A 24,982-nucleotide genomic window follows, 5' to 3' on the forward strand; every position below is an offset into this window, starting at 1 on the left:
CCTTCCAAATTACGAAATCTTTTCCAGCTGAGTGCGGATGAAGGCCAGGGTCTTCTCGCATTCATCCCGGCTGCCAATACTGATACGGATACAGTTCTCGATCGGAGAGCGGCGCAGAATAATGCCGTTATCCCACAGGGCTTTGAACATGGCATCACCGTCAGGAAAACGTACCAGCAGATAGTTACCATAGCCGTCGTATACCGTCACACCCGGTAACATACCCAGTCCAGCTTGCAGGTAAGCCCGGTTTGCGCTCAGATCGAGCACCTGAAATTTGGTTCTGGCCAGACCGGCGGGCGACAGTGCCTGAACCGCAATATCCGCCACAGGGATAGGTACCGGGTAAGGCGCTATCACTTTCAGCAGCAAATCAATCACCACTGAGTTGGCCAGTGTGAAGCCACAACGCAGGCCAGCCAGGGCAAAGGCTTTAGACAGGGTACGCAGGATCACCAGGTTCGGGAACTGTGCCAGCAAATCAACCGTGGAAGCTTCCGGACAGAAATCGATATAGGCTTCGTCCATCACCACCAGGGCTTTGTCTTGCGTCATGTTCAGCAGCGTAATAATGTCATCACGGCGAATGAGGTTGCCGGTCGGGTTGTTAGGGCTGCAGACAAAGACCAGTTTGACGCCGTCCAGGTTATCGGCAATCGAAGGTAAATCCAGCTGCCAGTCAGCGGTCAGCGGTACCTGCTTGACCCCCACATCAAAGGTCTCGGCACTGATGCTGTACATGCCGTAAGTCGGCGGGCAGTAAAGAATGCTGTCTTGCTTAGGCTCACAGAAAGTGCGGACCAGCAACTCAATGCCTTCGTCAGCCCCACGCGAAGTCAGCACCTGGGATTTATCGACACGCGCATAATCGGCATAGGCCTGAATCAGCGCTTCTGGCTGGCAGGAGCTGTAGCGGTTCAGGCGGTCACACTGAATCTTGTATTCATTGACGAACGGCGACTCGTTGGCATTCAGCCAGATGTCACCACTGCCGCCAAGGCGGCGGGCAGACTGGTATGGCGTGAGTTCGCGAACGGTTTTACGAGCCAGTAATTCAGGGTTCATCTTAAGCCTCTTTCAACGTCGATGAGCGTGATTGTTTGATTTTTTCTACCCGGATGCTGACGGCACGGCGGTGTGCGTCCAGACCTTCTGCGGTTGCCATGGTTTCCACCGTCGGCGCCAGTTCCAGCAGACCATCGGCACTGAGCTCCTGCACCGTCATACGCTTGGTAAAGTCGGCCAGACCCAGGCTGGAATACGTTTTGGTATAACCATAAGTAGGCAATACGTGGTTGGTGCCTGAGGCGTAATCGCCTACGGATTCCGGCGACCAGTGCCCCAGGAAAATCGAGCCGGCGTTATCCAGCAGAGGCACTAAATCACGCGGGTTACGGGTCTGAACAATCAGATGCTCAGGTCCGTAGTGATTTGAGATAGACACGCACTGAGTGATGCTGTCGGCAATGATCATCAGGCTCGAGCCGAGTGCCTGGCGGGCAATATCGGCACGGGACAAACTGCTGAGCTGTTTTGCAATGGCGTCAGCGACGCGGTCGGCAATACTTGGCTCAGGGGTAACCAGCACAACCTGTGAATCTGGTCCGTGCTCAGCCTGACTGAGCAAATCAGCAGCGATAAAATCCGGATCAGCGCCACTGTCGGCAATGACCATGACTTCAGACGGGCCGGCAGGCATGTCAATGGCGGCGCCATTAAAATCATTGCTGACCTGACGTTTGGCCTCGGTAACAAACGCATTACCGGGGCCGAAAATTTTGTCGACTCTGGATACTGATTCGGTGCCGTATGCCATGGCGGCGACAGCCTGCGCACCACCGGCATTGTAGACATCGGTAATGCCGCACAGTTGGGCGACATACAGAATCTCATCGGCGATAGGCGGGGGCGAACAAAGCACCACACGCCGGCATCCGGCAATTTGTGCCGGCACGCCCAGCATCAACACAGTCGACGGTAAGGGGGCGCTGCCTCCCGGAATGTACAGACCCACGGCATTAATGGGCCGGGTGACCTGCTCACAGATAACACCGGGTTGTGTTTCAACCTGCAGTGGCTTGGTTTTTTGCGCTTTATGGAACTTGGCGATGTTGGCGTATGCCTGTTGCAGTGCCTGTTTCATGTCCTCAGACAGTCTGTCAGCGGCGGCCTGAATCTCTTCCTGGCTGACTTTGATTGATTCCGGGCGGACTTTATCGAATTTTTCTGCCAGCTCCAGCAAGGCCTCATCACCGCGTTCGCGAACATCTGTAATGATGTCTTTGACAATTGCCGTCACATTCTCGCCTGCTGTGATGGCCGGGCGTTGCAGTAATGATTCACGCTGCTGTTCACTCAGAGATTGCCATACAACCGTCTTCATGGTGCTTACTCCATCATTTTCTCAATTGGCAGAACGAGAATTGAGCTGGCGCCCAGCGCTTTCAGTTGTTCCATGGTTTCCCAGAACAGATTTTCTGAGCTGACAAGGTGAACGGCGACGCGGCTTTTGTCGTGAGACAGCGGCAGTACGGTAGGGTCTTCCGCGCCAGGCAGTAAGGCTGTCACTTGTTCCAGGCACTCAGTCGGTGCGTGCAGCATGATGTATTTCGACTCTTTGGCCTGAATCACACCTTGCATACGGGTTAACAGACGCTCGATCAACGCTTGTTTGTCGGCGCTGAAATCACCAGAACGCTGAATCAGTACCGCTTTAGACTGCAGGATCACTTCGACTTCTTTCAGGCCGTTGGCCTCGAGTGTCGCACCGGTGGAAACCAGGTCACAGATGGCATCGGCCAGACCGGCACGTGGTGCAACTTCGACTGAGCCATTGAGCATGCAGGTGCTGAATGTCACACCCTGCTCTGTCATGTAGCGCTTCACCAGTTGTGGATAGGTAGTGGCAATGCGCTTACCTTGCAGATCTTGCGGACCTAGGTATTCCTCATCTTTATCAATCGCAATAGACAGACGGCAGCCACCGAAATCCAGGCGACGCAGCATCTCGTAGTGGCTGGGTTCACCCCGCGCCGCACGCTCAAGCCCGACTTCTTCCAGTTCATTTTCACCAATGAAGCCCAGATCAACGACACCATCCATAATCAGGCCGGGAATGTCATCATCACGAACCAGCAGCAGGTCGATGGGCATGTTTTCACAGTGAACCACAAGGCGCTCACCGATCAGATTGAATTTTACACCGCAGCGCTTCAGGAGATCTTTACATTCAGTGCTCAGTCGTCCTTTCTTCTGGATAGCAATGCGTAGTCGTTGTGTTTGCATGATGACATTCCCTATATGCTTAATTTATCTTTTAAATTCAGTGCTAAAACGAAAAACCCCCGGAAGATTTCTCTTCCGGGGGTCTGAATGCTGCTTATATGTAGCGACCGCTGGAAGAGGCGAATTGTCGTCTTCCAGAGTGAGGCGTATCCTCCTGAAAGACTAATCAGGATGATGATGGTGGTGTAGGTTTACCATTTGGATACGCATAATTATGTACTCTGTCTAAATCATTATTGACTGTGGACTTGTTATTCACACTAACCAAGCTACGGCGGTTTTGCAATAGTTAATTAGTACATTTTGGAAATTTCTTTGTGCTGAATGCCACACGGGGATTAGCTTACATACAGCATTTTTTAAACTTCTTGCCGCTACCGCACGTGCAGGGATCATTCCGGCCCACTTTCAGCGGTTCGGTTGCTTCCGGATACTCGCCGTCGATATAGAACCATTGTGGGCTGTTTCCGATCATTTCACGTAAAAATCGTGACTTTTCGTGCAGGCAATATTCTTGGTTTTCGTCACGGTAAAAGGCTTTGAATTCGACATAGCCTTGGGTATCGCTGGCGATCTGGCTACTGACGACCTCAAGCCCAAGCCATTCACTATTGATGGAGTCTGCGATGGCGTCGCGATATTGTTCTGCCTGACAACTGGGGTGGTAAGTCGCGACGACAAAATCGACCAGTCCCAGAACATGCGCGCTGTATCGGGCGCGCATGAGCTGTTCAGGATGCAGGGCCATTGATGGATTCTGGTGGACAAGCTGGCAGCAGCTGGATAAAGGTTGCTGGCTGCCACAAGGACATAATTGTGTGTTTGTCATCATTTATTGCAGTTCTTCTATGCTGGTCACCCATTCTAAAGATTCCAGGTAGCGGTTCGCAACATGTTCACTCTCCAGACCCAGTTTAGAGCACATGCTATCCACCTGATCCCAATCGGCATGATCATAGGCGCACACCAGTGACAGCAGGTATCCCAGTTTTCCGCTGCGGTGAATCAAGGCGTCCTGAATGCTGATATCGAGCGGCAGCATAGGGATCAACACATCGAGCGGCTGATCAAGCAGTGAATCCAGCATCGAGAAAAGCCCCGTCAGAAAAGCACGGTTGCCATTTAATTTCGGGGAAATGTCAGCGGCCAGCAGTTCGCACAGATGGGCCCGTTGCAAAGACAGGCAGTAGAGTGATGACGGCTTGTCACGGGTAACGTGTGAGGTTGCCACAAAACTGATAAAGCGGCGAAGCCTTTCTTCCCCCAGATAAATGAGTGCCTGCTTGAAGGAGGAAATGGGCACAGCACGGTTTGAGGTGATGGCATTCACATGGCGTAATAACTTGTACGATAAGGACAAATCGGTCGCAATGATCTCCTCCGCCTCATCAAAGTTCACCACATCCTGACAGATCTGCTGGTAGAGCCTCAGCGTCGTCAGCGCCGAAGGGCTGAGTGTCTTTTGCTGCATCATTTCGGGCTTGCTGAAGAAATACCCCTGAAACAGATGAAATCCCGCCGCTTTGGCTTCTTTGAATTCGGCGTAGGTTTCCACTTTTTCAGCCAGAAACTGAATTGGCTTGTCTTTGTGGCGGCGAATAAAAAATCGCGCTTTATCAATAGGCGTCAGTTGTAAATCAAATTTAATGATGTGGACGAAAGGCAAAAACCGGTTCCATTCTACGCTCGGGTTAAAATCGTCCAGTGCTATCTGGTAGCCACGCTGATAAAGGTCTTTAACCGTTTCCAGAAGCGTATCTGAGGGGGTGCAGTCTTCCAGCACTTCAATTACAAAAGTATGGGATGGAAAAAGAAGAGGTGTACCTTTAAGCAGGCTTTTTTCAGGAAAGTTGACAAAGGCGAGTTTGCCGCTGCATACATCGTTTGAACCGTTAGAGAAGAAATTGTTCAGTAACAAGCGATTTGTTGCCTCTTCGGGCGGCACATCCGGGAAACAATTTTTGGGCCCGTCGCGAAAGAGCAATTCGTAGCCAATAGTCGTTTTTTCGCGATCTAAAACGGGCTGCCGGGCAAGATAAGAATACATGATATCAGCACTGTTTATGGTTATCGTTGTGTTGGCGAGGGCTTGCATTGCCAGTGATTCTCTTTGGTGAATAGTCCGCATGACAGGAGTGAACCAGTATATTACTAATAATTATCACCGTTGCGTAACATTAGCAGTAGAATTTTCCACTGGTTGTGACCTTTCGCTGAGAAATTGCGCGGCTTGTGATCTTAAGCCCAAAAGATAAGATTGATAAGTAAAAGTAATGCCCGGTGTCGACCCGAATTCAGCCTCAGGTTATGAATCACCGGGTTGTGTGTGAGTGTGAGTATGTATCGCTAGTTTTGGTCAGCCATTCTGAAGCTGCGCATTTGCAGCTGGCAACCGGCAGCTGTGCAGAGCAGAACGGAACCCTGATCATACCAGTCACCCAGCACGGTCCGGGTGGCCTGCTGCCCATCAATGGTTAAATCATGAACGGCCGGGCGATGGGTATGGCCATGAATCATATGGGTCACTTGGTGTTCTGACATTAAATCAGTGACAGCTTGTGGCGTCACATCCATGATGTCATAGGACTTCATCTGATTGTTGCTACTGCTGCCAGAGCGCATCTTGCGGCCAACAGCCTGGCGCCATGCCAGCGGTAGGCGCAAAAATAGCCATTGAATAAATGGATTATGGACTTTTTTCCGGTAACGCTGATAGCTTTCATCCAGGGTACACAAAGTGTCACCATGCAAAATCAGCGTTGGCGTACCGTACAGGTCAATCACAGTGTGCTCTGGTAATAACATGACGCCCGTTTCACGGCTGAATTGCTTGCCGATCAGGAAATCACGGTTGCCATGAATGAAAAAACAGGGCACACCGGAATCCGTCAATGCTTTAAATGCACATTTGATCTGGCGGTGAAAGGCATTGTCGTCGTCATCACCAATCCACATTTCAAACAGATCGCCCAACACATAGAGTGCTTCGCATTGGGTTGCCTCGGTTGACATAAAGTGCAGAAAACAATCGGTAATATCAGGGCGATCCGCACTCAGGTGCAAATCAGCTATAAAACATATGGTCATAAGTATTGAGACAGGTGGCCGGTATGAACGGCCACCTTGGCAGGGAATTATTCTTCGATGGTAACAGAATTGATGACAACTTCTTCAACCGGCACGTCCTGATGGACATAGCCCCAGTTACCTGTCGCAACCGCTTTGATCTTGTTGACGATATCCATACCTTCAACCACTTCACCAAATACGCAGTATCCCCAACCATCTGGTGTTTCAGATTTGAAATCCAGGAAGTTGTTATCATTCACGTTGATGAAGAATTGAGAGCTTGCGGAATGTGGTTCCATGGTGCGGGCCATCGCGATGCTGCCAGTTTTGTTGCTCAGACCATTGTTAGCTTCATTCTTGATTGGTGCACGGGTTTCTTTTTCAACCATGCCGGACGCCATACCGCCGCCCTGAACCATGAAGCCGTCAATCACACGGTGAAACAGCGTACCATTGTAGAAACCGTCACGGCAGTACTGCAGGAAGTTCGCACTGGTTTCCGGAGCTTTTTCTGTGTTGAGCTGGATTTTAATATCACCAAAAGTGGTGTGAAGCGTTACCATGAGCTTATCCTTAACTGGAGTGTATTGCTTTAAACCCTGAATTCTAACGAACTAAGGCAAAGCGTCAATACAGTTTATACAGGTGAACCAAGTTAATTCTATAACTATAGAAGAGGGTTGGGATTGGTAAAATCGGTACTGCACCCGTTAACCATGCCAATCGCGCTGAACCTAGCATCTTGAGGCGACTTGGGTATAATCAGCCCTTTGAATCGTAACCCCCGAAATGAGTAATTATCAGACATGTTAAAGATCTATAACTCACTGACAAGACAAAAAGAGGAATTTAAACCCATAGTGCCTGGCAAAATAGGCATGTACGTCTGCGGGGTTACTATTTACGATTTATGTCACATCGGCCACGGCCGCACCTTTGTTGCATTCGACGTGGTGTCACGCTACTTGCGTTACAGTGGCTATGATCTGACATTTGTCCGTAATATCACAGATATTGACGATAAAATTATTAAACGCGCGGCAGAAAACGGTGAAAGCTGTGACTCTCTGACCGAACGTCTGATCGGCGAAATGTACGCCGATTTTGATGCCTTGGGTATGGCGCGTCCGGATATTGAGCCTCGTGCGACCAAATTCATTCCGGAAATTGTTGCGCTGTGTGAACGTCTGATCGAACGCGGTTTCGCGTACGTGGCAGACAATGGCGACGTGATGTTTGAAGTCAGTAAGTTTGACGAATACGGTAAGTTGTCTGGCCAGGATCTGGAACAGCTGCAGGCCGGTGCGCGTGTTGATATTGAAACGGCAAAACGCAGCCCACTGGATTTCGTGCTGTGGAAAATGTCCAAACCGGGCGAGCCGACCTGGGAATCACCATGGGGACCTGGTCGTCCGGGCTGGCACATTGAATGTTCTGCAATGAACTCGGCCATTCTGGGCGATCATTTTGACATTCACGGCGGCGGCTCTGATCTTCAGTTCCCGCATCACGAAAATGAAATTGCGCAATCCTGCTGTGCCCATGATACCCAGTATGTGAATACCTGGATGCACAGCGGTATGGTGATGGTTGATCGTGAGAAGATGTCCAAATCACTGGGTAACTTTTTCACCATTCGTGATGTGCTGGAGCATTACGATGCTGAAACGGTTCGTTATTTCCTGATGTCTGGCCATTATCGCAGCCAGCTCAATTACAGCGAAGAGAACCTGAAGCAGGCACGCTCTGCGCTGGAGCGTCTGTATACGGCACTGCGCGGTCTGGATACGGATGTAGCCGCACAGGGTGGTGAAGCCTTCATTGAGCGCTTTACCACGGCGATGGATGATGACTTCAACACGCCTGAAGCTTACTCTGTGATGTTTGATATGGCGCGTGAGATTAATCGCCTGAAAGGTGAAGATCTGAAGGCGGCTTCTGCACTTGGCGCTCAACTGCGCGCACTGGCTGAAGTACTGGGATTGCTGGCGCAGGATCCTGAAACCTTCCTGCAAAGCAGTGCAAAGGCAGACGATGTGGCTGAGATTGAATCACTGATCCAGCAACGTCTGGATGCCCGAGCTGCGAAAGACTGGGCAGCTGCAGATGCCGCACGTGATACGCTGACCGCCATGGGAATCATTCTTGAGGATGGTCCGCAAGGTACGATCTGGCGTCGTAAATAGCTGTTTATCAGACACTTGGACAGCTGAGTGAAAAAGCCCTCTTGCGAGGGCTTTTTTGTGCGTGCGGATTGTGTTCGTTTTTCTGGGATCATTTAGTGGCAGGCGCTGAGACGATCCTGTCATCGGGATGTGCGAGTTCACTGCCGCAATGCTTACAGAAGACGGCGTCGGTTTCATGGCCCGGCCGCGAGCAGTTCATGCACTTCACCAGGGTGCGGTGTAACTGACTCTGATGGCCAATCTCCGCAGTGATAATGCCGGTGGGAACGGCGATGATGGAATAGCCCATCAGCATAGTGAATGAGGCGAGCGTTTTACCGAGATCCGTCTGAGGTACCAGGTCACCATAACCCACAGTCGTTAAGGTCACTATGGCCCAGTAAATACTGTAAGGAATGCTGGTAAAGCCATGTTCTGGTCCTTCAATCACAAACATGAGTGAACCAAATACAGTCACCAGCACTGCGACAGTAGTGAAAAAGATCAGGATCTTGCGGCTGGATTGTAATAAAGACCTCAGCAGTAAATTAGAATCCTGCAAATACCTAACCAGTTTTAAGATCCGGAATATACGCATTACCCTCAGCAACCGGATGACCATCAGATAGTGCGCGGCCGGAAAAAGAAACACCAGATAGGTGGGTAAGATGGCAAGAAAATCGACAATGCCGTAAAAACTCCGGGCATACGCAGCCGGCTTGGGTGAGCAGTACAGCCTGAGCAGATACTCGAGCGTAAAGATCAGCGTAAACCCCCATTCCATCAGGTAGAACAGCTGTCCCCACTTCTGGCTTATCGGGCTGACAGACCCGAGCATCAGAACAATAATCGATGCCAGTATGGTCAGAATTAATGTGATATCAAATGCTTTGCCCGCCGGGGTGTGGGTGCCAAAAATGGTGATGTAGAGTCTTTCTTTTCTTGTTGAGTGGGACATAACTAACATCTGAGTGATTGAAAAATAAAGCATACTTAAGAGTTGCTGCCTTTGCCAGAGCCATTTCCGCGCTGTTTGTACCTGCTGCCGGTAAGAGCTTATTTGGTTTACAGCAGCAGGGGGAAGGTAAGACTTACTGCACCTATTTTACTGTTTTTGTTTTCTATTCTGGCTTCATTTATCAATGATATGTGTTCAGATGCTTATTGGTGGTCAAAAAGTCATTCAATGACATTGTCGTTCTGAGCGTTACTGGATTAGGCTTTATGTGGCGTGAATACTACCCAGAATGGGGTATGAGCCTGTAGCCGTTTGGGGAGCCAATCTGTTGTCACTTTTGGGAATTAAATTACCGATATGAAAATTAATTTCATGTTGCGGCATGTCTAAATATTTGTTTTGTGAATGATTCTAATTGAGTTGCTTTTTAAATAATTGATTTTATTTGTTTTTGATGAGTGGTGACATCTTTCTGATGTATGCGTTTAGCATGATCCAGATCAAGCCCCACCTGGCAATGAAGTCATAAAATCAGTTTTGAAAGCAATTTACTAAGTGTGCTCAATCGGCGATAAGCGCTCTCATGGCAAGGAATCAGAGACGTATCCTTACTAAAAAGTTTTCAATCTTAAAGTTAGGAGTTTGACTATGCCTGTAACGAATTTGGCAGAACTCGATGCAATGGTTGCCCGTGTAAAAGCAGCACAGAAGATTTTTGCCACCTACTCGCAGGAGCAAGTAGACAAGATTTTCCGTGCCGCCTCTCTGGCGGCAAACAATGCCCGTATTCCTCTGGCCCAGCAAGCCGTACAAGAGTCTGGCATGGGGATCGTTGAAGACAAGGTGATCAAAAACCACTTTGCCTCTGAATTTATTTACAACAAATACAAAGACGAAAAGACCTGCGGCATTCTGGAGGAGAACGATGAGTTCGGCACCATCACCATCGCAGAGCCTGTCGGTATCATCTGCGGCATTGTGCCGACGACAAACCCAACTTCAACCGCTATCTTCAAATCTCTGATTTCACTCAAAACCCGTAACGGTATTATTTTCTCTCCGCACCCACGGGCGAAAGAATCGACCAACGCTGCGGCGAAACTGGTATTGGATGCCGCCGTCGCGGCTGGCGCACCTAAAGATATCATTGGCTGGATCGATCAGCCTTCGGTTGAGTTGTCCAATGCCCTGATGAAGCACCCAGACCTAAACCTGATTCTGGCCACCGGTGGTCCGGGCATGGTGAAAGCGGCTTACTCGTCTGGCAAACCGGCCATTGGCGTCGGCGCAGGTAATGTGCCTGTGGTGATTGACGAAACGGCCGATGTAAAACGTGCGGTGGCATCTGTGCTGATGTCTAAGACATTTGATAATGGCGTGGTGTGTGCCTCAGAGCAGGCCGTAATCGTAATGGATGAAATCTATGACGAAGTGAAGGCGCGTTTTGCCAGCCACAAAGGGTATGTGCTGAGCAAAGAAGAGGCCGACAAAGTCCGCAAAGTGATTTTGATTGAAGGTAATCTGAACGCCAATATCGTGGGCCAGCCTGCTACAAAAATTGCTGAAATGGCAGGGGTGTCGGTTCCTTCTGATACCAAGGTACTGATTGGTGAAGGCGAGGCCATCACGATCGATGAAGAGTTTGCCCATGAGAAACTGTCGCCAACCCTGGGGATGTTCCGTGCCAAAACCTTTGAAGATGCGGTAGATATGGCCTGTAAGATGGTTGACCTTGGCGGTATTGGTCATACCTCGGGTTTATATACCAACCAGGATGTCAATGAAGAGCGCATTAAGTACTTTGGCGATAAGCTGAAAACCGCGCGTATTCTGGTGAACATCCCAACCACCCACGGCGGTATCGGTGATCTGTACAACTTCAACATAGCACCATCTTTGACTTTAGGCTGCGGTTCTTGGGGGGGGAACTCTATCTCTGAAAACGTCGGGCCTAAACATTTGATTAACAAGAAAACAGTGGCGAAGCGAGCTGAAAATATGCTGTGGCATAAACTGCCTAAGTCGATCTATTTCCGCCGTGGCAGCCTGCCTGTGGCGCTGACGGATCTGGAAGATAAGAAACGTGCCTTTCTGGTGACCGACCGTTTCCTGTTTAACAACGGCTATGCCGATGAAGTGATGACGCTGCTCAAAGCACAGGGCATAGATGTCCATGCTTTCTACGATGTGGAAGCCGATCCAACACTGACGATCGTCAAAAAAGGTGCGGAAGCCATGAAGAGCTTCCAGCCTGATGTGATCATTGCACTGGGTGGCGGTTCACCGATGGACGCCGCGAAAATCATGTGGGTGATGTATGAACATCCGGATACCCACTTCGAAGAGCTGGCGATGCGCTTTATGGATATCCGTAAACGTATCTACAAATTCCCGAAAATGGGTAAAAAAGCAGAGTTGGTTTGTATTACAACCACGTCAGGGACGGGGTCTGAAGTGACGCCGTTTGCGGTCGTCACCGATGATGAAACAGGCGCGAAATACCCGCTGGCTGATTATGAGCTGACACCTCAGATGGCAATCGTTGATGCCAATCTGGTAATGAACATGCCAAAATCACTGACTGCGTTTGGTGGTTATGACGCTGTGACCCATGCGTTGGAAGCCTATGTGTCTGTGCTGGCAAACGAGTATTCAGATGGCCAGGCATTGCAGGCACTGCAACTGCTCAAGCAATACCTGCCTTCCAGCTATGCCAACGGTGCGAAAGACCCGATTGCCCGTGAGAAAGTCCATAACGCGGCAACCATCGCCGGTATTGCTTTTGCCAATGCGTTCCTGGGCGTCTGTCACTCTATGGCACACAAGATAGGTGCTGAGTTCCATATTCCACATGGTCTGGCAAATGCCTTGCTGATTGCGAATGTGGTGCGCTATAACGCGAACGACAATCCAACCAAGCAGACGGCTTTCTCTCAGTACGACCGCCCGCAAGCTCGTCGTCGCTATGCCGAAGTGGCTGATCACCTGGGCCTTTCTCAGCCCGGTGACCGTACCGCACAGAAAATTGAGCGCTTGCTGAGCTGGCTGGATGCACTGAAAGACGATTTGGATATTCCTAAGTCAATTCAGGCGGCAGGGGTATCAGAATCTGACTTCCTGGCGAAACTGGATGAACTGGCTGTCGAAGCCTTTGATGATCAGTGCACCGGCGCGAACCCGCGTTATCCGCTGATTGCAGAGCTGAAAGAGGTGCTACTGGCTTCTTATTACGGAAAGGCGTATGTCGAAGGCGAAACCTTTGAAGGCACGACTGTGATTAAGAAGAATGCAGATCAAAAACCTGCGGAAGTCATTCAGGCTGCTCCTGCGGCCCGAAGCAAGAAGGTTGCGGCTAAGGCTTGATAGCCTATCGCTGAGTGAAACAAAAACCCGCCATCTGGCGGGTTTTTTTATACCATTTGCAGATTACGGCCTATGGCATTAGTAGATTGCGAGGACAAAGACGGGACTCGCTGCAGTGACAGGGGATCAGACCACTTCAGCTTCAATCATTCTGCCATTGAAATAGTCGTTCGAGACTATGTACTCAGCACTACGGGCAATTTCATACTGCATGGGCAGGCTGAGTAGGGTGCTGGGTGGCAGATCATGCCGCTCATCAAAGATCAGCGGGAAAACGCCACCAACACGAATTTTGTACTGCGCCAGCTCTTTGGACCAGCTTTGAGTAAAGCCCGCCAGCATGGCTTTGGAACTGCTGCTCAAAGGTATGGGATTATCCGGCCGGCAAGCAGCTAAATTGATAATCACACCGGACTGGTGATGTTCGCGCATGTAGCTTGCGGTCTGTTTACCAAAGGAAAGAAACGCTGATGTACCTTCCGTCATGAGCTGGCAGAATTCTTCAACTGAGGTCTGGGTTAAGAGCATGGGAATATCGACACCCAGCCAACAGTTGATCAGTACATCGATTTTTCCGTATTGCTCGTGTACCGCATGAATGGCACTGGCAATAGTGGCTTCTTTATTATCGGAAAGACAAAGTGCATAGCACTCGCTGCCTTTGGCTAAACATTCCTGATGGTTGATGTGCAATCGTTCACTGTCTGTATCTACCAGGGCTATCCGTGCGCCTAATGAAGAGAAATGGAACGATGCGGCTTTTCCTAATGGGCAGCCTGCAGCAGTAATAAGAATAACTGAGTCTGCAATATTCATAGCGCAATCTTCCTATATGTGGATACCTAGAAGTCGTAACAGCAATGACGGCTTTAACCATCCTCACCTTCACTATTCAATAAACTAATAACACCCTGATAATGTTAAATCTTAGTTAAGTACGCAGGTAAAGCGGCATTGAATTGTTTGGCATATGACGCTTGTCACGAAATTTAGTACTTTGTGAGATGTCGCGAAAAATTGCTTAATTGACTGAAAAATAACGAAAAGAAAAGGTGATGGTGATCAGCAGACCTTAGCAACGGCGCCATACATTTCAGCGGAACGTTTGGCTCGGATAAGGTTAAGGTAGAGATCCTGCGGGGACCCTTTGATCGGTTCCGGCTGGGTGGGAGGCAGGCGGCGGCGCTCATGCCCGGACAGGTTATGGTACAGCTCTTCAGGCAAACCTTTAGTGTCCTGGGGGGGGAACGTTATTGCTATGGGTTGTAACGAGCTGAGTAAGCGGGTTGCGGAAAGCCCGCCATAATGGAACGCTCGTGACTGCTCTGCACCACGGGGATAGCAGAACTCGGATGTCGACAGCGGGGCAGGGTCTTGCAATTCGAAATAAGAGCGCAACTGCTCTTCTGTGGTCGCAGGGGGCAGCGGTTTTTCGGTCGGCGTGGTTTCCAGATAATCCGGCGATAACATAGCCAGCATCAGTGCGAAGTCAGATCGGCGCCCCTGCTCAACCGCGCGGTTGAGCTGGTTACCAAGCTGCACTTCACTGATAAGCTGTGCTTTGTCTATGGTATGGATTTGCATGGAGTCCGACAGAAATTAAAACCAGTGTTATCTCTATCGGACAGTCAGTGAAAATCTTTAGCGAGATTGTCTATCAGATGGCTAATTATTAACCGATTGATTCAATGGCGTTCTTCATGCGCGATAGCGCCAGCTCTAAAGTCTGGCTGGTACAGCCAAAATTCATCCTGACAAATCCGGAATGGCCAAAATCTGCGCCAGACGAAAAGCCAACACCGGCGGCTTCAAAGAAGGCATGCGGGTTTGCCACAGGCAGGCCGGAGGCATCAATCCAGGCCAGATAGGTCGCTTCAATCGGATGCAGTGTGAGCCCCGGCATACTGTTAATGGCTGTCATCAGCCTGTCTCTGTGCTGACGCAGATAGTGGAGCTGATTGTCGAGCCACGGCTGGCAATCACGGTATGCGGCTTCGGCGGCCGTATAGGCCAGCACATTGACCTCAGGCACTATGCCAGCCCGCGTCCGGTTGAAACGGCGTCGTAGCTCGAAACTCGGAATAATTGCCATTGATGCGCCAAGACCGGCAATGTTAAAGGTCTTGCTCGGTGCTATCAGGGTGATGGATCGCTGTGCGGCATCGTCATCCAGACTGGCAAAGGGAATATGTCGGGCGTTCTCATTGAGGAGCAAATCGCAGTGGATTTCATCGGAACAGACATACAGGTCATGCTTTTTGGCAAAGCTGTGCAGCGCTTCCAACTCCTGACGCGTGTAGACGGTACCGCCGGGATTTAAGGGGTTACAGAACAGCAACAGCTTGCTATCGGTCGGGATCTCAGTTGCCGCTAAATCCAACAGCCAGCGGCCTTGCTGCAGTGTTACGGGGGAGTAGGCCAGAGGGCGTGAAGCGTATTTTGCCGCACTAAAAAATTTCGGGTACACCGGCTTGGGACTGACAACGGCCTGATGTTGCTCGGTACAGGCACGAACAGCCAGATTGAGACCACAGACCAGACCGGGTAAATAAACAATCCACTCCGGTTTGATCTGCCAGTTATAGAGCGTCGCCATGCGCTCAACGATCAGCTCGCTGAGCGATGCAGGCACGGAACCATAGCCAAAGACGCCGTGATCGACATGCTGGTGGAGGGCGTGTGTGATCGCATCCGGTACTCTGAAGTCACTGTCTGCCACCCACATAGGCAGAACATCCTTTCCCTGATACTTCAGCCACTTTGTACTGTTGCTCTTGGTGCGATCCACCGGCTGGTCAAATAAACGCAGGATCTCTGACATAGGCTCTCCAATAACCAGTTGAAATCAATAAATATGATGACTCAGCTATTATGCGCCTAATTGGCCTGAAGAAGAAAGCCCCAGCCGAAAACCGGGGCTTGAGAGGTAATCAGAACAGGGGCTTAGCACCAAACTGCTCGGCAGCATAGGCGACGCGTTCAGCCGGAGAGGGCATCTTGGACGGCGTGCCCAGGCTTTCAATGTGATGAAGTCGCGGCAGCAACCCGCAGCCATTGGCGGTCTGGATCGCAAGGCCAGGCCGGGCATTCAGCTCCAATACCATAGGACCTTTGACTTTATCCAGTACCATGTCAGTGCCCAGATAGCCCAGTCCTGTCATTTCCCAGGCACTGGCTGCCAGTTCCAGTAACTTCAGCCAGTTGGGTACGGTGAGCTCGCTGAGCAATCTTTCAGTATCCGGGTGACGTTCTACCGGCAGGTTAAACTGCACCGCACGAACGGCTTTGCCGGAGGCGATATCAATGCCGACCCCGACGGCTCCCTGGTGAAGGTTGGCTTTGCCGTCGGAGGCCGCGGTTGAACAACGCATCATGGCCATGACAGGGTAACCTTTAAATACAATCACCCGTATATCCGGTACCCCTTCAAAGCTGAACCCGTCGAAGACATTATCAAACTGGATCAGATTTTCGACCATGGCCACATCGTTCTTGCCGCCGAGCGAAAAAAGCCCGGCCAGGGTATTAGTGATGTGTCTTTCAACATCCTGCTTATTAATCACAGCCCCTGACGGTTTGGTGTATAAACCGTTCTCGTGTTTGATAATGACAAGAATCCCTTTCCCGCCGGAGCCTTGAGCCGGTTTGATAACAAAGCCCGGCCAGTCACGCACCATGTCGTGAATTTCTTTGACGTGAACCTGGCTTCTTATCACACCGATCAGTTCAGGCACGGTGGCTCCCGCACGCTGGGCGATGATCTTGGTTTTCAGTTTATCATCGACAAGCGGATACAGACTGCGGTCGTTGTAGCGGCCGATATAGCTGTGATTGCGCTTGTTCATGCCCATGATGCCGCGTTCGCGCAGACGCCACGGCGTAGTATAACGCGATAAAAACATGGCTTAATCCTCCGCTAACGGCTTAAAGCGTCGTAGCTCACTCAGGCGGTAGCCTGTGTAGTTACCCAGCATCAGGATCATTGCCATTATAATGAGTTGCAGGCCGATAAAGTTAAAGGTTAAGTGACGAACCAGATCATTGGTCATGACCAGATACACTATGATAGCCGTTAACAGCGAGCCACCACCCTGAATAAAGACCTCTTTTGCCCCTTCTTCTTCCCACAGAATTGACATACGCTCAATCGTCCAGGACAGGATGATCATCGGGAAGAAGGTGATTGTCAGACCTTCTACCAGGCCAATTTTGAAGGCCACCACGGTAAAGATCGAAATAATGAGTATCACAGTCACTATGACAGCGGATATTCGGGCCACAAGCAGCAAGTTCAGCCGCGACAGGTAGCTGCGTATGATTAAACCTGTGCCAACGATCAGCAGAAAACCCAGCACACCGGTAATTAACTGGGTCTGCACAAAGGCCACAGCAATCAGCACCGGCATGAATGTGCCTGAGGTTTTCAGACCCACTATGACCCTGAGGAAGACCACAATCAACGCGCCTATCGGTACCAGCATGATCGTTTTGAACATCGCCTGCTCCTCAATAGGCAGACTGTGGATGGAGAAGTTCAGCAGATCTTCAGCCTGGATTTTTTCGCGGGTTGCCTGCTGCGGGGTAATATCCTGCGAAATAATCGAGAAGCTGATATTGGAATTACGGCCGCCTATGACATCCAGCAGGGAGTGACCTTGCTGATTCCAGACCAGTACATCGTTAGGTTTACCTTCCTGTCCTGTGTGCGGGTCAAATAAATGCCATTTCTCGCCGCCCCAGACTTCCACCATAGGGCTGATGCTTTGGCGACGGCGGCCATCTTCGAGCTGTAAGCCACCCACGATGCGGGCATTTATCCCTTCCATCGAGAGTAAGAAAACCACCACATTTTCCCGCGGAAAAGCATTGAGCAGCAAAGAGGCGTTTTGGTTATTCCTGTCATTGAGCTGTTTCAGTATTTCCCGGGTCAGCGTCAGATTGTCCGCCGACAGGGTTCTAGCCTGAACCAGCATGGCTTTGGCTGCCGTTTCCTGAGGGTTATCAAGGCTGGGAGCTTCAGGCTTGCCTCTCGGTTTATCGGTCGAGAAACTGGCCAGCGGGTCGACAAGCATCTGTGTTTTGTAATAAAGCACCTGTTTGCCGGATGCCTGACGAATTGACCATTCCGCCCGGCGTCCCTGATCGGTATCGATCAGTGCAACGCCATAGCCAGGTGATGAGGTGCTTTCGTCGATTTGCGTGAAGCCCTGCTGTGATTCCGGTGCGGCCATTGATACTTTGACCGGCTTGCCGATGGCATCAAACTCCACTCTGGCTTCCAGCTCCCACAAGGCGCGCTCTTCGCCCGGTGTCCAAGGCACACCGTAAATATCATGGCGGTAGAGACTGAGCGCTGTCCCGGCAATGACGAGCAAGGTGATGAGAAAATAAAACGGAATTCTTGACGTCATGACAACCTCTAATTTTTCCTTTATTGGTTGAAGCAAACGAAACGATGAAAACGAAAATGGGGCTATGACAAGCTGTCATGCCCCAAACTGAAAACGGTTATCGCCCTTGAATGAATTGTTTACCGACATCAACGAGTGCGACGTCTTTAAAGAATTCCCGCCCAAGCAACACCGGATATGTCATCTGTGTTCGGTCTGCCAGGGTAAACTGTGCTTTCTCATGCAATTTGCCGAGTTTAAGCCACATTTCAACCACCGGACGCCGCTCGGTATCGTCGGCGGAAGACTGGCGAATTTTCACCCAGCGGACAATCGGGGCTTCCACGATTTGGTCGGCTGGCTGATTCTCTTCTCCGCTGTGGCTGAGATTGAATTTGGCCCACTGTTTGCCATCCCGTTCAAAGATCTGGACATCCAGTGCGTTGATCGAAGAAGTTGTCGCACCCGTGTCAACCCGTGCTTTAAAAAAGGATTGCACTGAGTCCAGCCAGATCCACTCTTCTTCACCCAGGATAACTTTGCCATGGGCAGTTTTAGGATCGATATCAATAGTTTTTTGTGGTACCGGCACTATTTTTTTCTCAACAATGACTTCAGGTTTAGACGATGAAACAGAAGCAACTTTATTCAGTTCTTCTGACATTGATGATAGCTCTTTTTCTAACTTAGCAATGTTTTCATTTTGCTCATTTATTTGTTGCGACATGCGATTAAGTCGAAAATGGACATTGGTTTCCATCATTTCAATCGCAGTCAGTGTATTCGTTTCCCGCTGCGGGCTGGGTTCGGTTTTCAGCATTGAGCAGCCGGAAATAAATGTCAATGCAATAAAGGTTACGCTGCGGCCAAGCATGCTCACTCCCAAAAGTGGATATAGTGTAATTCTTAGTTTTTCTTTAGGGGGCCGTAGTTTAGCGTACAAAAAAGGATGCGGGTAGCACCCTTTTGTTAACACTTAGTCAGGATTTACGGCGACCAGCACTGCGCGTCGGGGGGCCGGGTAGCCTTCTATTGTTTTTGACGGGTCTTGCGGATCAAGATATTCCGGCAGTGAATTATTTGTCATCCAGTTGGTGGAGCGTTGCTCATCGGTGGTGGTGACACTTTCATCAACAATCCGCACATCGACAAAACCGCTTTTCTCCAGCCAGACTTTCAGGGCTTTGGCAGAGGGGAAAAAGTAGACATTGTGCATCTGAGCATAACGGTGACCTGGAACCAGTACCGCATTTTCATTGCCTTCAATCACTAAGGTTTCCAGCACCAGTTCACCGCCTTTGCGCAGCTGGTTTTTCAGCTGCAATAAGTGATCAAGCGGCGAGCGGCGGTGATAGAGCACACCCATACTGAAGACGGTATCAAACGCTTTCAGTTCCGGCAGTTGTTCGATGCCCAGCGGTAGCAGGAACGCACGCTCATCCTGGCCCATCAGGCGACGGATCGCCTCGAACTGAATCAGGAACAGGTTTGAAGGATCGATCCCGACCGTCAGTGCGGCCCCTTCACCCAGCATACGCCACATGTGGTAGCCGTTGCCGCAACCGACATCCAGCACTTTACGGTGTTTGAGGGGAGAGATGTGCGGCAGAACGCGATCCCATTTCCAGTCGGAACGCCATTCGGTGTCGATGTGAATACCGTGGATATGGTACGGGCCTTTGCGCCAGGGGTGCAGCAGACGCAGTAAGCTTTCCAGGCGTTTTTGCTCACCATCGGCTACCGGCACTTCATTCATGACACTGACTTGTGTTTTCAGGTCGATAAAGTCCGGCTTATCGGCAGGAAACTTCTTCAGCGCCCGAACCCAGCGGGCCATGTCGCCGTGCTGGGCGGTTTCCCAGTCGGATAATTGCTGCGGCAAAATGTTAAGCCAGGGACGCAGTTGCTCGTCATTGGCTAATAAGCGATAGAATTCTGAAAAGCTAAACATGGAGCGTCAAAGTTACCTTAATTTCGTTAATTACTTGATGGCAAACATAGAGCCGAAGTTGAAGCACTGGAACCAGACTTCTACGCTGCGAAAGCCAATATCGGACAAACGCTCACGGTGGGCCGGGATGCTGTCCGGGCGCATGACATGTTCGATGGCGCTGCGTTTCTGGCTGATTTCCAGCTCGCTGTAGCCGTTGGCACGTTTGAAATCGTGATGCAGATCGATCAGCAACTCGTGTGCCTGGCCGTTCTCAAAAACATATTTCTCAGACAGGATCAGTATGCCGCCCGGACGCAGCCCGGCATAGATTTTTTCCAGCAACTGGCGGCGATCTTCCGGTGCCAGAAACTGCAGGGTGAAATTCAGCACCACCACAGAGGCATTGTGAATATCCACATCCCGGATATCCGCTTCAATAATGTCTGCCGGTGTGTCGGAGCGGTAAGCGTCAATATGCAGACGGCAGCGTTCAACCATGGCGCGGGAGTTGTCGACGCCTATGATTCTACAACCGGGCTGTTTGATATGACGACGCATGGACAGCGTGGCAGCGCCAAGCGAACAGCCCAGATCATAAATCGTGGAATCCGGCATAGCAAAGCGCTCGGCCAGCATGCCAATGGCGGAGATGATATTGCTGTATCCCGGCACAGAACGTTGGATCATATCCGGGAATACTTCGGCGACGCGTTCGTCAAAGGTAAAATCACCCAATTTATCGATCGGGGCGGCGAACAAATTGTCGTGGCCAGCCATTATCTCTTCCTCACACCTGATATCTGAATCTCGCACGGTTCCTTCCGGCATACCTCGCCGCACGGCGATGGCAATGGGGAGTCCTTCTCCCGCTGAAAAGGCGCGTATTGTAGATAAAATAGCGCCACTTGTCTTGTGGATTTACAGGGCAGGTCAGGTAGGATTCAGAGCAGTGACACCTGGTCACCACCTTGCGGCAATTTCAGCTCGGGCAGGTGCAACGCTGTGTCAGCCAATTGTTGTGCCAACTGGCGATGAAGCCGGACGGCCAGTTCCGGGGCAAAGTCGTTGTCGGGCGTATGAATGAACAGATAAGGCTGGCGGCCTTCACTCAGCCATAAGGGAAGACGTTGTAACCAGTTGGCAAAAAAGGGATCGTTGGCATCAAGATCCGGGTGACCAATGAAACGCACCACAGGGTGCATGGCGGTTGCAATGGCGTGAACCGGCACTCTGGGTTTTTTCTGGTGGGCATCAATGACGGCCTCGCTGGTGGCGGGGGCCGAAAAAACCGGGCGAGTGTCCATGATAATCCGGTTGGCCTGATGTTCGATAAGCAACCGGTTTAGCGCCTTTTCTTCTGCGCCTTTGCTGAAAAAGGCCGGATGGCGGACCTCAACCCCAACCGTCAGATCTGACGGCAGCTGTTTAAGAAAAGCGGAGAGTGCAGGCAGCTCTGCCGGTCCGAAGCTGGCGGGTAATTGAATTTTCCAGATGCCGGTTTTTTCTGCCACAGGCGCCATGACATGAAAAAATTCACCGAGCTGGCCCTGGCAGTGCATCAGCTTATATTGATGAGTGATGGTTTTCGGCAGCTTGAAGGTGAATCGAAAATCGTCCGGTGTGGCATCAGCCCAGTTCTGTACAGTGGCCGGCTTGGGCGTGGCATAGAAGGTGGTATTGCCTTCGACAGTGGAGAAAGTTTCTGCGTACCGGTTTAATCTTTCGGTGGAAGGACAGCCGCGGCCGTAGAGGCTACGTTGCCAGGGCGCATGTGACCACATTGCCATGCCGATCTTTAGGGGTGAAGAAAAGGGCATTGAAAAACCTTAGTGAATACTTTTTATTCGTCTGGATAAGGGGCTTGGCTGACATTGTGGAGAATATCCCGCCATTCGGTCAACATTCACGACTGGAATCAGGCTATTTTGCTTGATTTACGCCAGAGGTTTTTCCTACAGTGGTGTTTTTCATTTATAATACCGCGTTATTTTTATTTCGGACGTCAGTCAGGCCGCAGCCGGACACTGAAGATGGCCGAAACTGGCACAGTTGGTGTCTGTCATACCATTTTGGGCGGACACACAGGATTGTAAGTAAACAGATCGGGAAATTCTTATGCGCACCCAATATTGTGGTCACCTGAACAAGTCCCATGCGGGACAAACCGTTGAGCTTTGCGGCTGGGTAAACCGCCGTCGTGATTTAGGCGGTCTTATTTTCATTGATATGCGAGATCGTGAAGGTATCGTTCAGGTAGTGGTTGACCCGGATATGAAAGATATCTTCGAGGTGGCGAACCAACTGCGCAATGAATTCTGTATCCGTCTGACCGGTGAAGTCCGTCAGCGTCCGGACAGCCAGGTCAACAAAGACATGGCGACCGGTGAAGTGGAAGTGATTGCCAAAGGCCTGGAAATCATCAACCGTTCCGATGTGCTGCCGCTGGACTTCAACCAGAAGAACACCGAAGAGCAACGCCTGAAATTCCGCTATCTGGACCTGCGTCGCCCGGAAATGAGCGACCGTATCAAGCTGCGTGCGAAAGCATCCAGCTTCGTGCGTCGCTTCCTGGATGAAAACGGCTTCCTGGATATTGAAACACCTGTCCTGACTAAAGCGACACCGGAAGGTGCCCGTGACTATCTGGTGCCCAGCCGTGTGCACAAAGGCAGTTTCTACGCATTGCCTCAGTCACCGCAGCTCTTTAAGCAGTTGCTGATGATGTCTGGTTTTGACCGCTACTATCAAATCGTCAAATGTTTCCGCGACGAAGATCTGCGTGCAGATCGTCAGCCTGAATTTACCCAGATCGATATTGAAACCTCGTTCATGACGGCCGATCAGGTACGTGCCGTGACTGAGCGCATGGTAGCCGATATGTGGAAAGAGCTGCTGAACGTTGACCTGGGTACTTTCCCTGTCATGAAGTATGAAGAAGCGATGCGTCGTTACGGGTCGGACAAGCCCGATCTGCGTAACCCGCTGGAGCTGGTGGATGTGGCCGACATCCTGAAAGACGTCGACTTCAAAGTCTTTGCCGGCCCTGCTAATGATCCTAAAGGCCGCGTGGCCGTTCTGCGTGTACCGGGTGGTGCAGCGCTGTCTCGCAAGCAGATTGACGAGTACACCAGTTTTGTCGGTATTTACGGTGCAAAAGGCTTGGCATGGATGAAGGTCAATGACCGCGCGGCCGGTTTTGACGGCGTGCAGTCACCTGTGGCTAAATTCCTGAACCAAGACATAGTGGCCCAGTTGCTGGAGCGCACTCAGGCCGAATCTGGCGATATTCTGCTCTTTGGTGCCGATCGTAAAAATGTGGTTGATGAAGCGATGGGCGCGCTGCGTCTGAAGCTGGGTAAAGATCTGCATCTGACCAACGAATCGGCATGGGCGCCGTTATGGGTGGTTGACTTCCCAATGTTTGAAGAAGATGAGGAAGGTAATCTGCACGCGATGCACCACCCGTTCACCTCGCCACTGGGCATGACCGCGGAAGAGCTGGCGGCTAACCCTGCAACAGCAATTTCCAATGCTTACGATATGGTACTGAATGGCTACGAAGTGGGCGGTGGTTCTGTGCGTATTCACAACGCAGACATGCAGGCGGCAGTATTCAACATTCTGGGTATTGACGCGCAAGAGCAGCAACTGAAATTCGGCTTCTTGCTGGACGCACTGAAATTTGGTACGCCGCCGCATGCAGGCCTGGCGTTTGGTCTGGATCGTCTGGTGATGCTGCTGTGTGGTACTGAGAATATCCGTGACGTGATTGCCTTCCCGAAAACAACGGCGGCAGCATGTCTGATGACAGATGCGCCAAGCCTGGCTAATCCTGCCGCTCTTGAGGAGCTGGCCATTGCGGTGAAGCTGGCCGCGAAAGACGAACAAAATACCGAAGCCTGATTAATCAGGCTTATCCGGGCTGGCAACTCTGCCAGCCCGATCACTCTTCAAGACATTGCAGTATGCTTCATACCATCTGATGTACGATCTCTCGCCGTGTTCTGAACAGTGATCAGCGCCTCCCAGTGACGCAGAGCTGGGACAACACCCTCTATAAATCCGGAGCATTGTTATGGCAGGTCATAGTAAGTGGGCCAACATCAAACACCGCAAAGCGGCGCAAGACGCTAAGCGTGGCAAAATTTTTACCAAGTTAATCCGAGAAATCGTGGTGTCGACCAAAGAAGGCGGTCCTGAAACGGAAAGCAACCCGCGCCTGCGTGCTGCTGTCGATAAAGCGCTGTCCAATAACATGACGCGTGACACCATCAACCGTGCTATCAGTCGTGGTGCTGGCGGTGAAGGTGACGACAACATGGAAACCGTGATTTATGAAGGATACGGTCCTGGCGGCACTGCTGTGATGGTTGAATGTATGACGGACAACCGCAATCGCACGGTATCCGGTGTGCGCCATGCGTTCAGCAAAGCGGGCGGTAATCTGGGCACAGACGGTAGCGTTAATTACCTGTTCGAGAAAAAAGGGGTGATTTCCTACGCGCCGGGGCTGGATGAAGACGCTGTCATGGAAGCAGCACTGGAAGGGGGGGCTGATGATGTTGAAACCAATGATGATGGTTCTATCGACGTCTACACCACACCGGCGGATTTTGGTCCGGTGAGAGACGCACTGGACACTGCCGGATTTGAAGCCCAGAACGCAGAAGTGACTCTGGTGCCGTCAACCAAGGCCGAGTTGGACGCGGACACAGCGCCAAAACTGCTGCGTCTGATTGATGCGCTGGATGATCTTGATGATGTGCAGGAGGTATACCATAACGGGGATATTTCCGACGAAGTGGCGGAACAGTTGTAA

General features: G+C 50.9%; 21 protein-coding genes and 1 other annotated feature. Of the genes, 4 read left to right on the plus strand and 17 right to left on the minus strand.

The annotated features are described in order from the left end of the window. Nucleotides 1-9 precede the first annotated feature (9 nt). The 7 genes from hisC to KCG43_RS02075 all read right to left on the minus strand — a co-directional run bounded on the left by hisC (nucleotide 10) and on the right by KCG43_RS02075 (nucleotide 6,917). Entirely contained in the window at nucleotides 10-1,065 is a 1,056-nt protein-coding gene (gene hisC / locus KCG43_RS02045) for a histidinol-phosphate transaminase (protein ID WP_192015234.1), read from the minus strand. A gap of 1 nt (nucleotide 1,066) precedes the next feature. Beyond that, on the minus strand, nucleotides 1,067-2,383 hold the full coding sequence (gene hisD, locus KCG43_RS02050; protein ID WP_218383014.1) for a histidinol dehydrogenase: 1,317 nt from the start codon (nucleotides 2,381-2,383) through the stop codon (nucleotides 1,067-1,069). 5 nt (nucleotides 2,384-2,388) lie between these two features. After that, nucleotides 2,389-3,285, minus strand: a complete 897-nt coding sequence (gene hisG, locus KCG43_RS02055; RefSeq protein WP_192015236.1) for an ATP phosphoribosyltransferase — start codon at nucleotides 3,283-3,285, stop codon at nucleotides 2,389-2,391. Between the two features lie 47 nt (nucleotides 3,286-3,332). Continuing rightward, nucleotides 3,333-3,472, minus strand: a sequence feature (His leader region). Nucleotides 3,473-3,628: 156 nt separating this feature from the next. Beyond that, entirely contained in the window at nucleotides 3,629-4,117 is a 489-nt protein-coding gene (locus tag KCG43_RS02060; RefSeq protein WP_218383015.1) for a YchJ family protein, read from the minus strand. Further along, nucleotides 4,118-5,332, minus strand: coding sequence for an EAL and HDOD domain-containing protein (locus KCG43_RS02065; protein WP_192015371.1), 1,215 nt, complete (start codon nucleotides 5,330-5,332; stop codon nucleotides 4,118-4,120). It abuts the gene before it with no gap. A gap of 299 nt (nucleotides 5,333-5,631) precedes the next feature. Beyond that, nucleotides 5,632-6,372, minus strand: a complete 741-nt coding sequence (gene lpxH / locus KCG43_RS02070; protein WP_192015238.1) for a UDP-2,3-diacylglucosamine diphosphatase — start codon at nucleotides 6,370-6,372, stop codon at nucleotides 5,632-5,634. Nucleotides 6,373-6,419: 47 nt separating this feature from the next. Next, nucleotides 6,420-6,917, minus strand: coding sequence for a peptidylprolyl isomerase (locus KCG43_RS02075; RefSeq protein ID WP_192015239.1), 498 nt, complete (start codon nucleotides 6,915-6,917; stop codon nucleotides 6,420-6,422). A gap of 243 nt (nucleotides 6,918-7,160) precedes the next feature. On the opposite strand from KCG43_RS02075, the gene cysS reads away from it, so the two are divergent. After that, entirely contained in the window at nucleotides 7,161-8,540 is a 1,380-nt protein-coding gene (gene cysS, locus KCG43_RS02080) for a cysteine--tRNA ligase (protein ID WP_192015240.1), read from the plus strand. 88 nt (nucleotides 8,541-8,628) lie between these two features. Here the strand turns inward: cysS and KCG43_RS02085 are convergent, their stop codons facing one another. Next, complete coding sequence (locus KCG43_RS02085; protein WP_192015241.1) at nucleotides 8,629-9,477, minus strand: ion transporter; 849 nt, start codon at nucleotides 9,475-9,477, stop codon at nucleotides 8,629-8,631. A gap of 648 nt (nucleotides 9,478-10,125) precedes the next feature. On the opposite strand from KCG43_RS02085, the gene adhE reads away from it, so the two are divergent. After that, nucleotides 10,126-12,840, plus strand: a complete 2,715-nt coding sequence (adhE, locus tag KCG43_RS02090) for a bifunctional acetaldehyde-CoA/alcohol dehydrogenase (protein ID WP_192015242.1) — start codon at nucleotides 10,126-10,128, stop codon at nucleotides 12,838-12,840. 126 nt (nucleotides 12,841-12,966) lie between these two features. Here the strand turns inward: adhE and KCG43_RS02095 are convergent, their stop codons facing one another. The 9 genes from KCG43_RS02095 to KCG43_RS02135 form a co-directional block, all read right to left on the minus strand. Next, nucleotides 12,967-13,656: an SDR family oxidoreductase gene (locus KCG43_RS02095; protein WP_192015243.1), complete on the minus strand. Its 690-nt coding sequence runs from the start codon at nucleotides 13,654-13,656 to the stop codon at nucleotides 12,967-12,969. Between the two features lie 246 nt (nucleotides 13,657-13,902). Next, nucleotides 13,903-14,424, minus strand: a complete 522-nt coding sequence (locus KCG43_RS02100) for a VC2046/SO_2500 family protein (RefSeq protein WP_192015244.1) — start codon at nucleotides 14,422-14,424, stop codon at nucleotides 13,903-13,905. Nucleotides 14,425-14,512: 88 nt separating this feature from the next. Then, complete coding sequence (locus KCG43_RS02105) at nucleotides 14,513-15,661, minus strand: MalY/PatB family protein (RefSeq protein WP_218383017.1); 1,149 nt, start codon at nucleotides 15,659-15,661, stop codon at nucleotides 14,513-14,515. Nucleotides 15,662-15,770: 109 nt separating this feature from the next. Further along, nucleotides 15,771-16,742, minus strand: coding sequence for an alpha-L-glutamate ligase-like protein (locus tag KCG43_RS02110; RefSeq protein ID WP_192015246.1), 972 nt, complete (start codon nucleotides 16,740-16,742; stop codon nucleotides 15,771-15,773). Between the two features lie 3 nt (nucleotides 16,743-16,745). After that, nucleotides 16,746-18,251 (minus strand): inactive transglutaminase family protein, encoded by a 1,506-nt coding sequence (locus tag KCG43_RS02115; RefSeq protein ID WP_218383018.1) that lies wholly within the window; start codon nucleotides 18,249-18,251, stop codon nucleotides 16,746-16,748. A gap of 97 nt (nucleotides 18,252-18,348) precedes the next feature. Next, entirely contained in the window at nucleotides 18,349-19,104 is a 756-nt protein-coding gene (locus KCG43_RS02120; protein ID WP_218383301.1) for an ATP-dependent zinc protease, read from the minus strand. Nucleotides 19,105-19,206: 102 nt separating this feature from the next. Beyond that, nucleotides 19,207-20,181: a tRNA 5-methoxyuridine(34)/uridine 5-oxyacetic acid(34) synthase CmoB gene (gene cmoB / locus KCG43_RS02125; protein WP_218383029.1), complete on the minus strand. Its 975-nt coding sequence runs from the start codon at nucleotides 20,179-20,181 to the stop codon at nucleotides 19,207-19,209. A 30-nt stretch (nucleotides 20,182-20,211) separates the two neighbouring features. Then, nucleotides 20,212-20,940, minus strand: a complete 729-nt coding sequence (gene cmoA / locus KCG43_RS02130; protein ID WP_218383031.1) for a carboxy-S-adenosyl-L-methionine synthase CmoA — start codon at nucleotides 20,938-20,940, stop codon at nucleotides 20,212-20,214. A gap of 164 nt (nucleotides 20,941-21,104) precedes the next feature. Beyond that, complete coding sequence (locus KCG43_RS02135) at nucleotides 21,105-21,980, minus strand: DUF72 domain-containing protein (RefSeq protein ID WP_225445100.1); 876 nt, start codon at nucleotides 21,978-21,980, stop codon at nucleotides 21,105-21,107. A 298-nt stretch (nucleotides 21,981-22,278) separates the two neighbouring features. Between KCG43_RS02135 and aspS the strand changes: the two genes are divergently transcribed. Together aspS and KCG43_RS02145 are read left to right on the plus strand one after the other, a co-directional pair. Then, nucleotides 22,279-24,066 carry an aspartate--tRNA ligase gene (gene aspS / locus KCG43_RS02140; RefSeq protein ID WP_218383035.1) on the plus strand — a complete coding sequence of 596 codons (1,788 nt, stop codon included), beginning with the start codon at nucleotides 22,279-22,281 and terminating at the stop codon, nucleotides 24,064-24,066. A 172-nt stretch (nucleotides 24,067-24,238) separates the two neighbouring features. Beyond that, nucleotides 24,239-24,982, plus strand: coding sequence for a YebC/PmpR family DNA-binding transcriptional regulator (locus KCG43_RS02145; protein WP_192015251.1), 744 nt, complete (start codon nucleotides 24,239-24,241; stop codon nucleotides 24,980-24,982).

The sequence above is a fragment of the Photobacterium sp. WH24 genome (assembly GCF_019204055.1).
GTDB classification, from domain to species: Bacteria; Pseudomonadota; Gammaproteobacteria; order Enterobacterales; family Vibrionaceae; genus Photobacterium; species Photobacterium arenosum.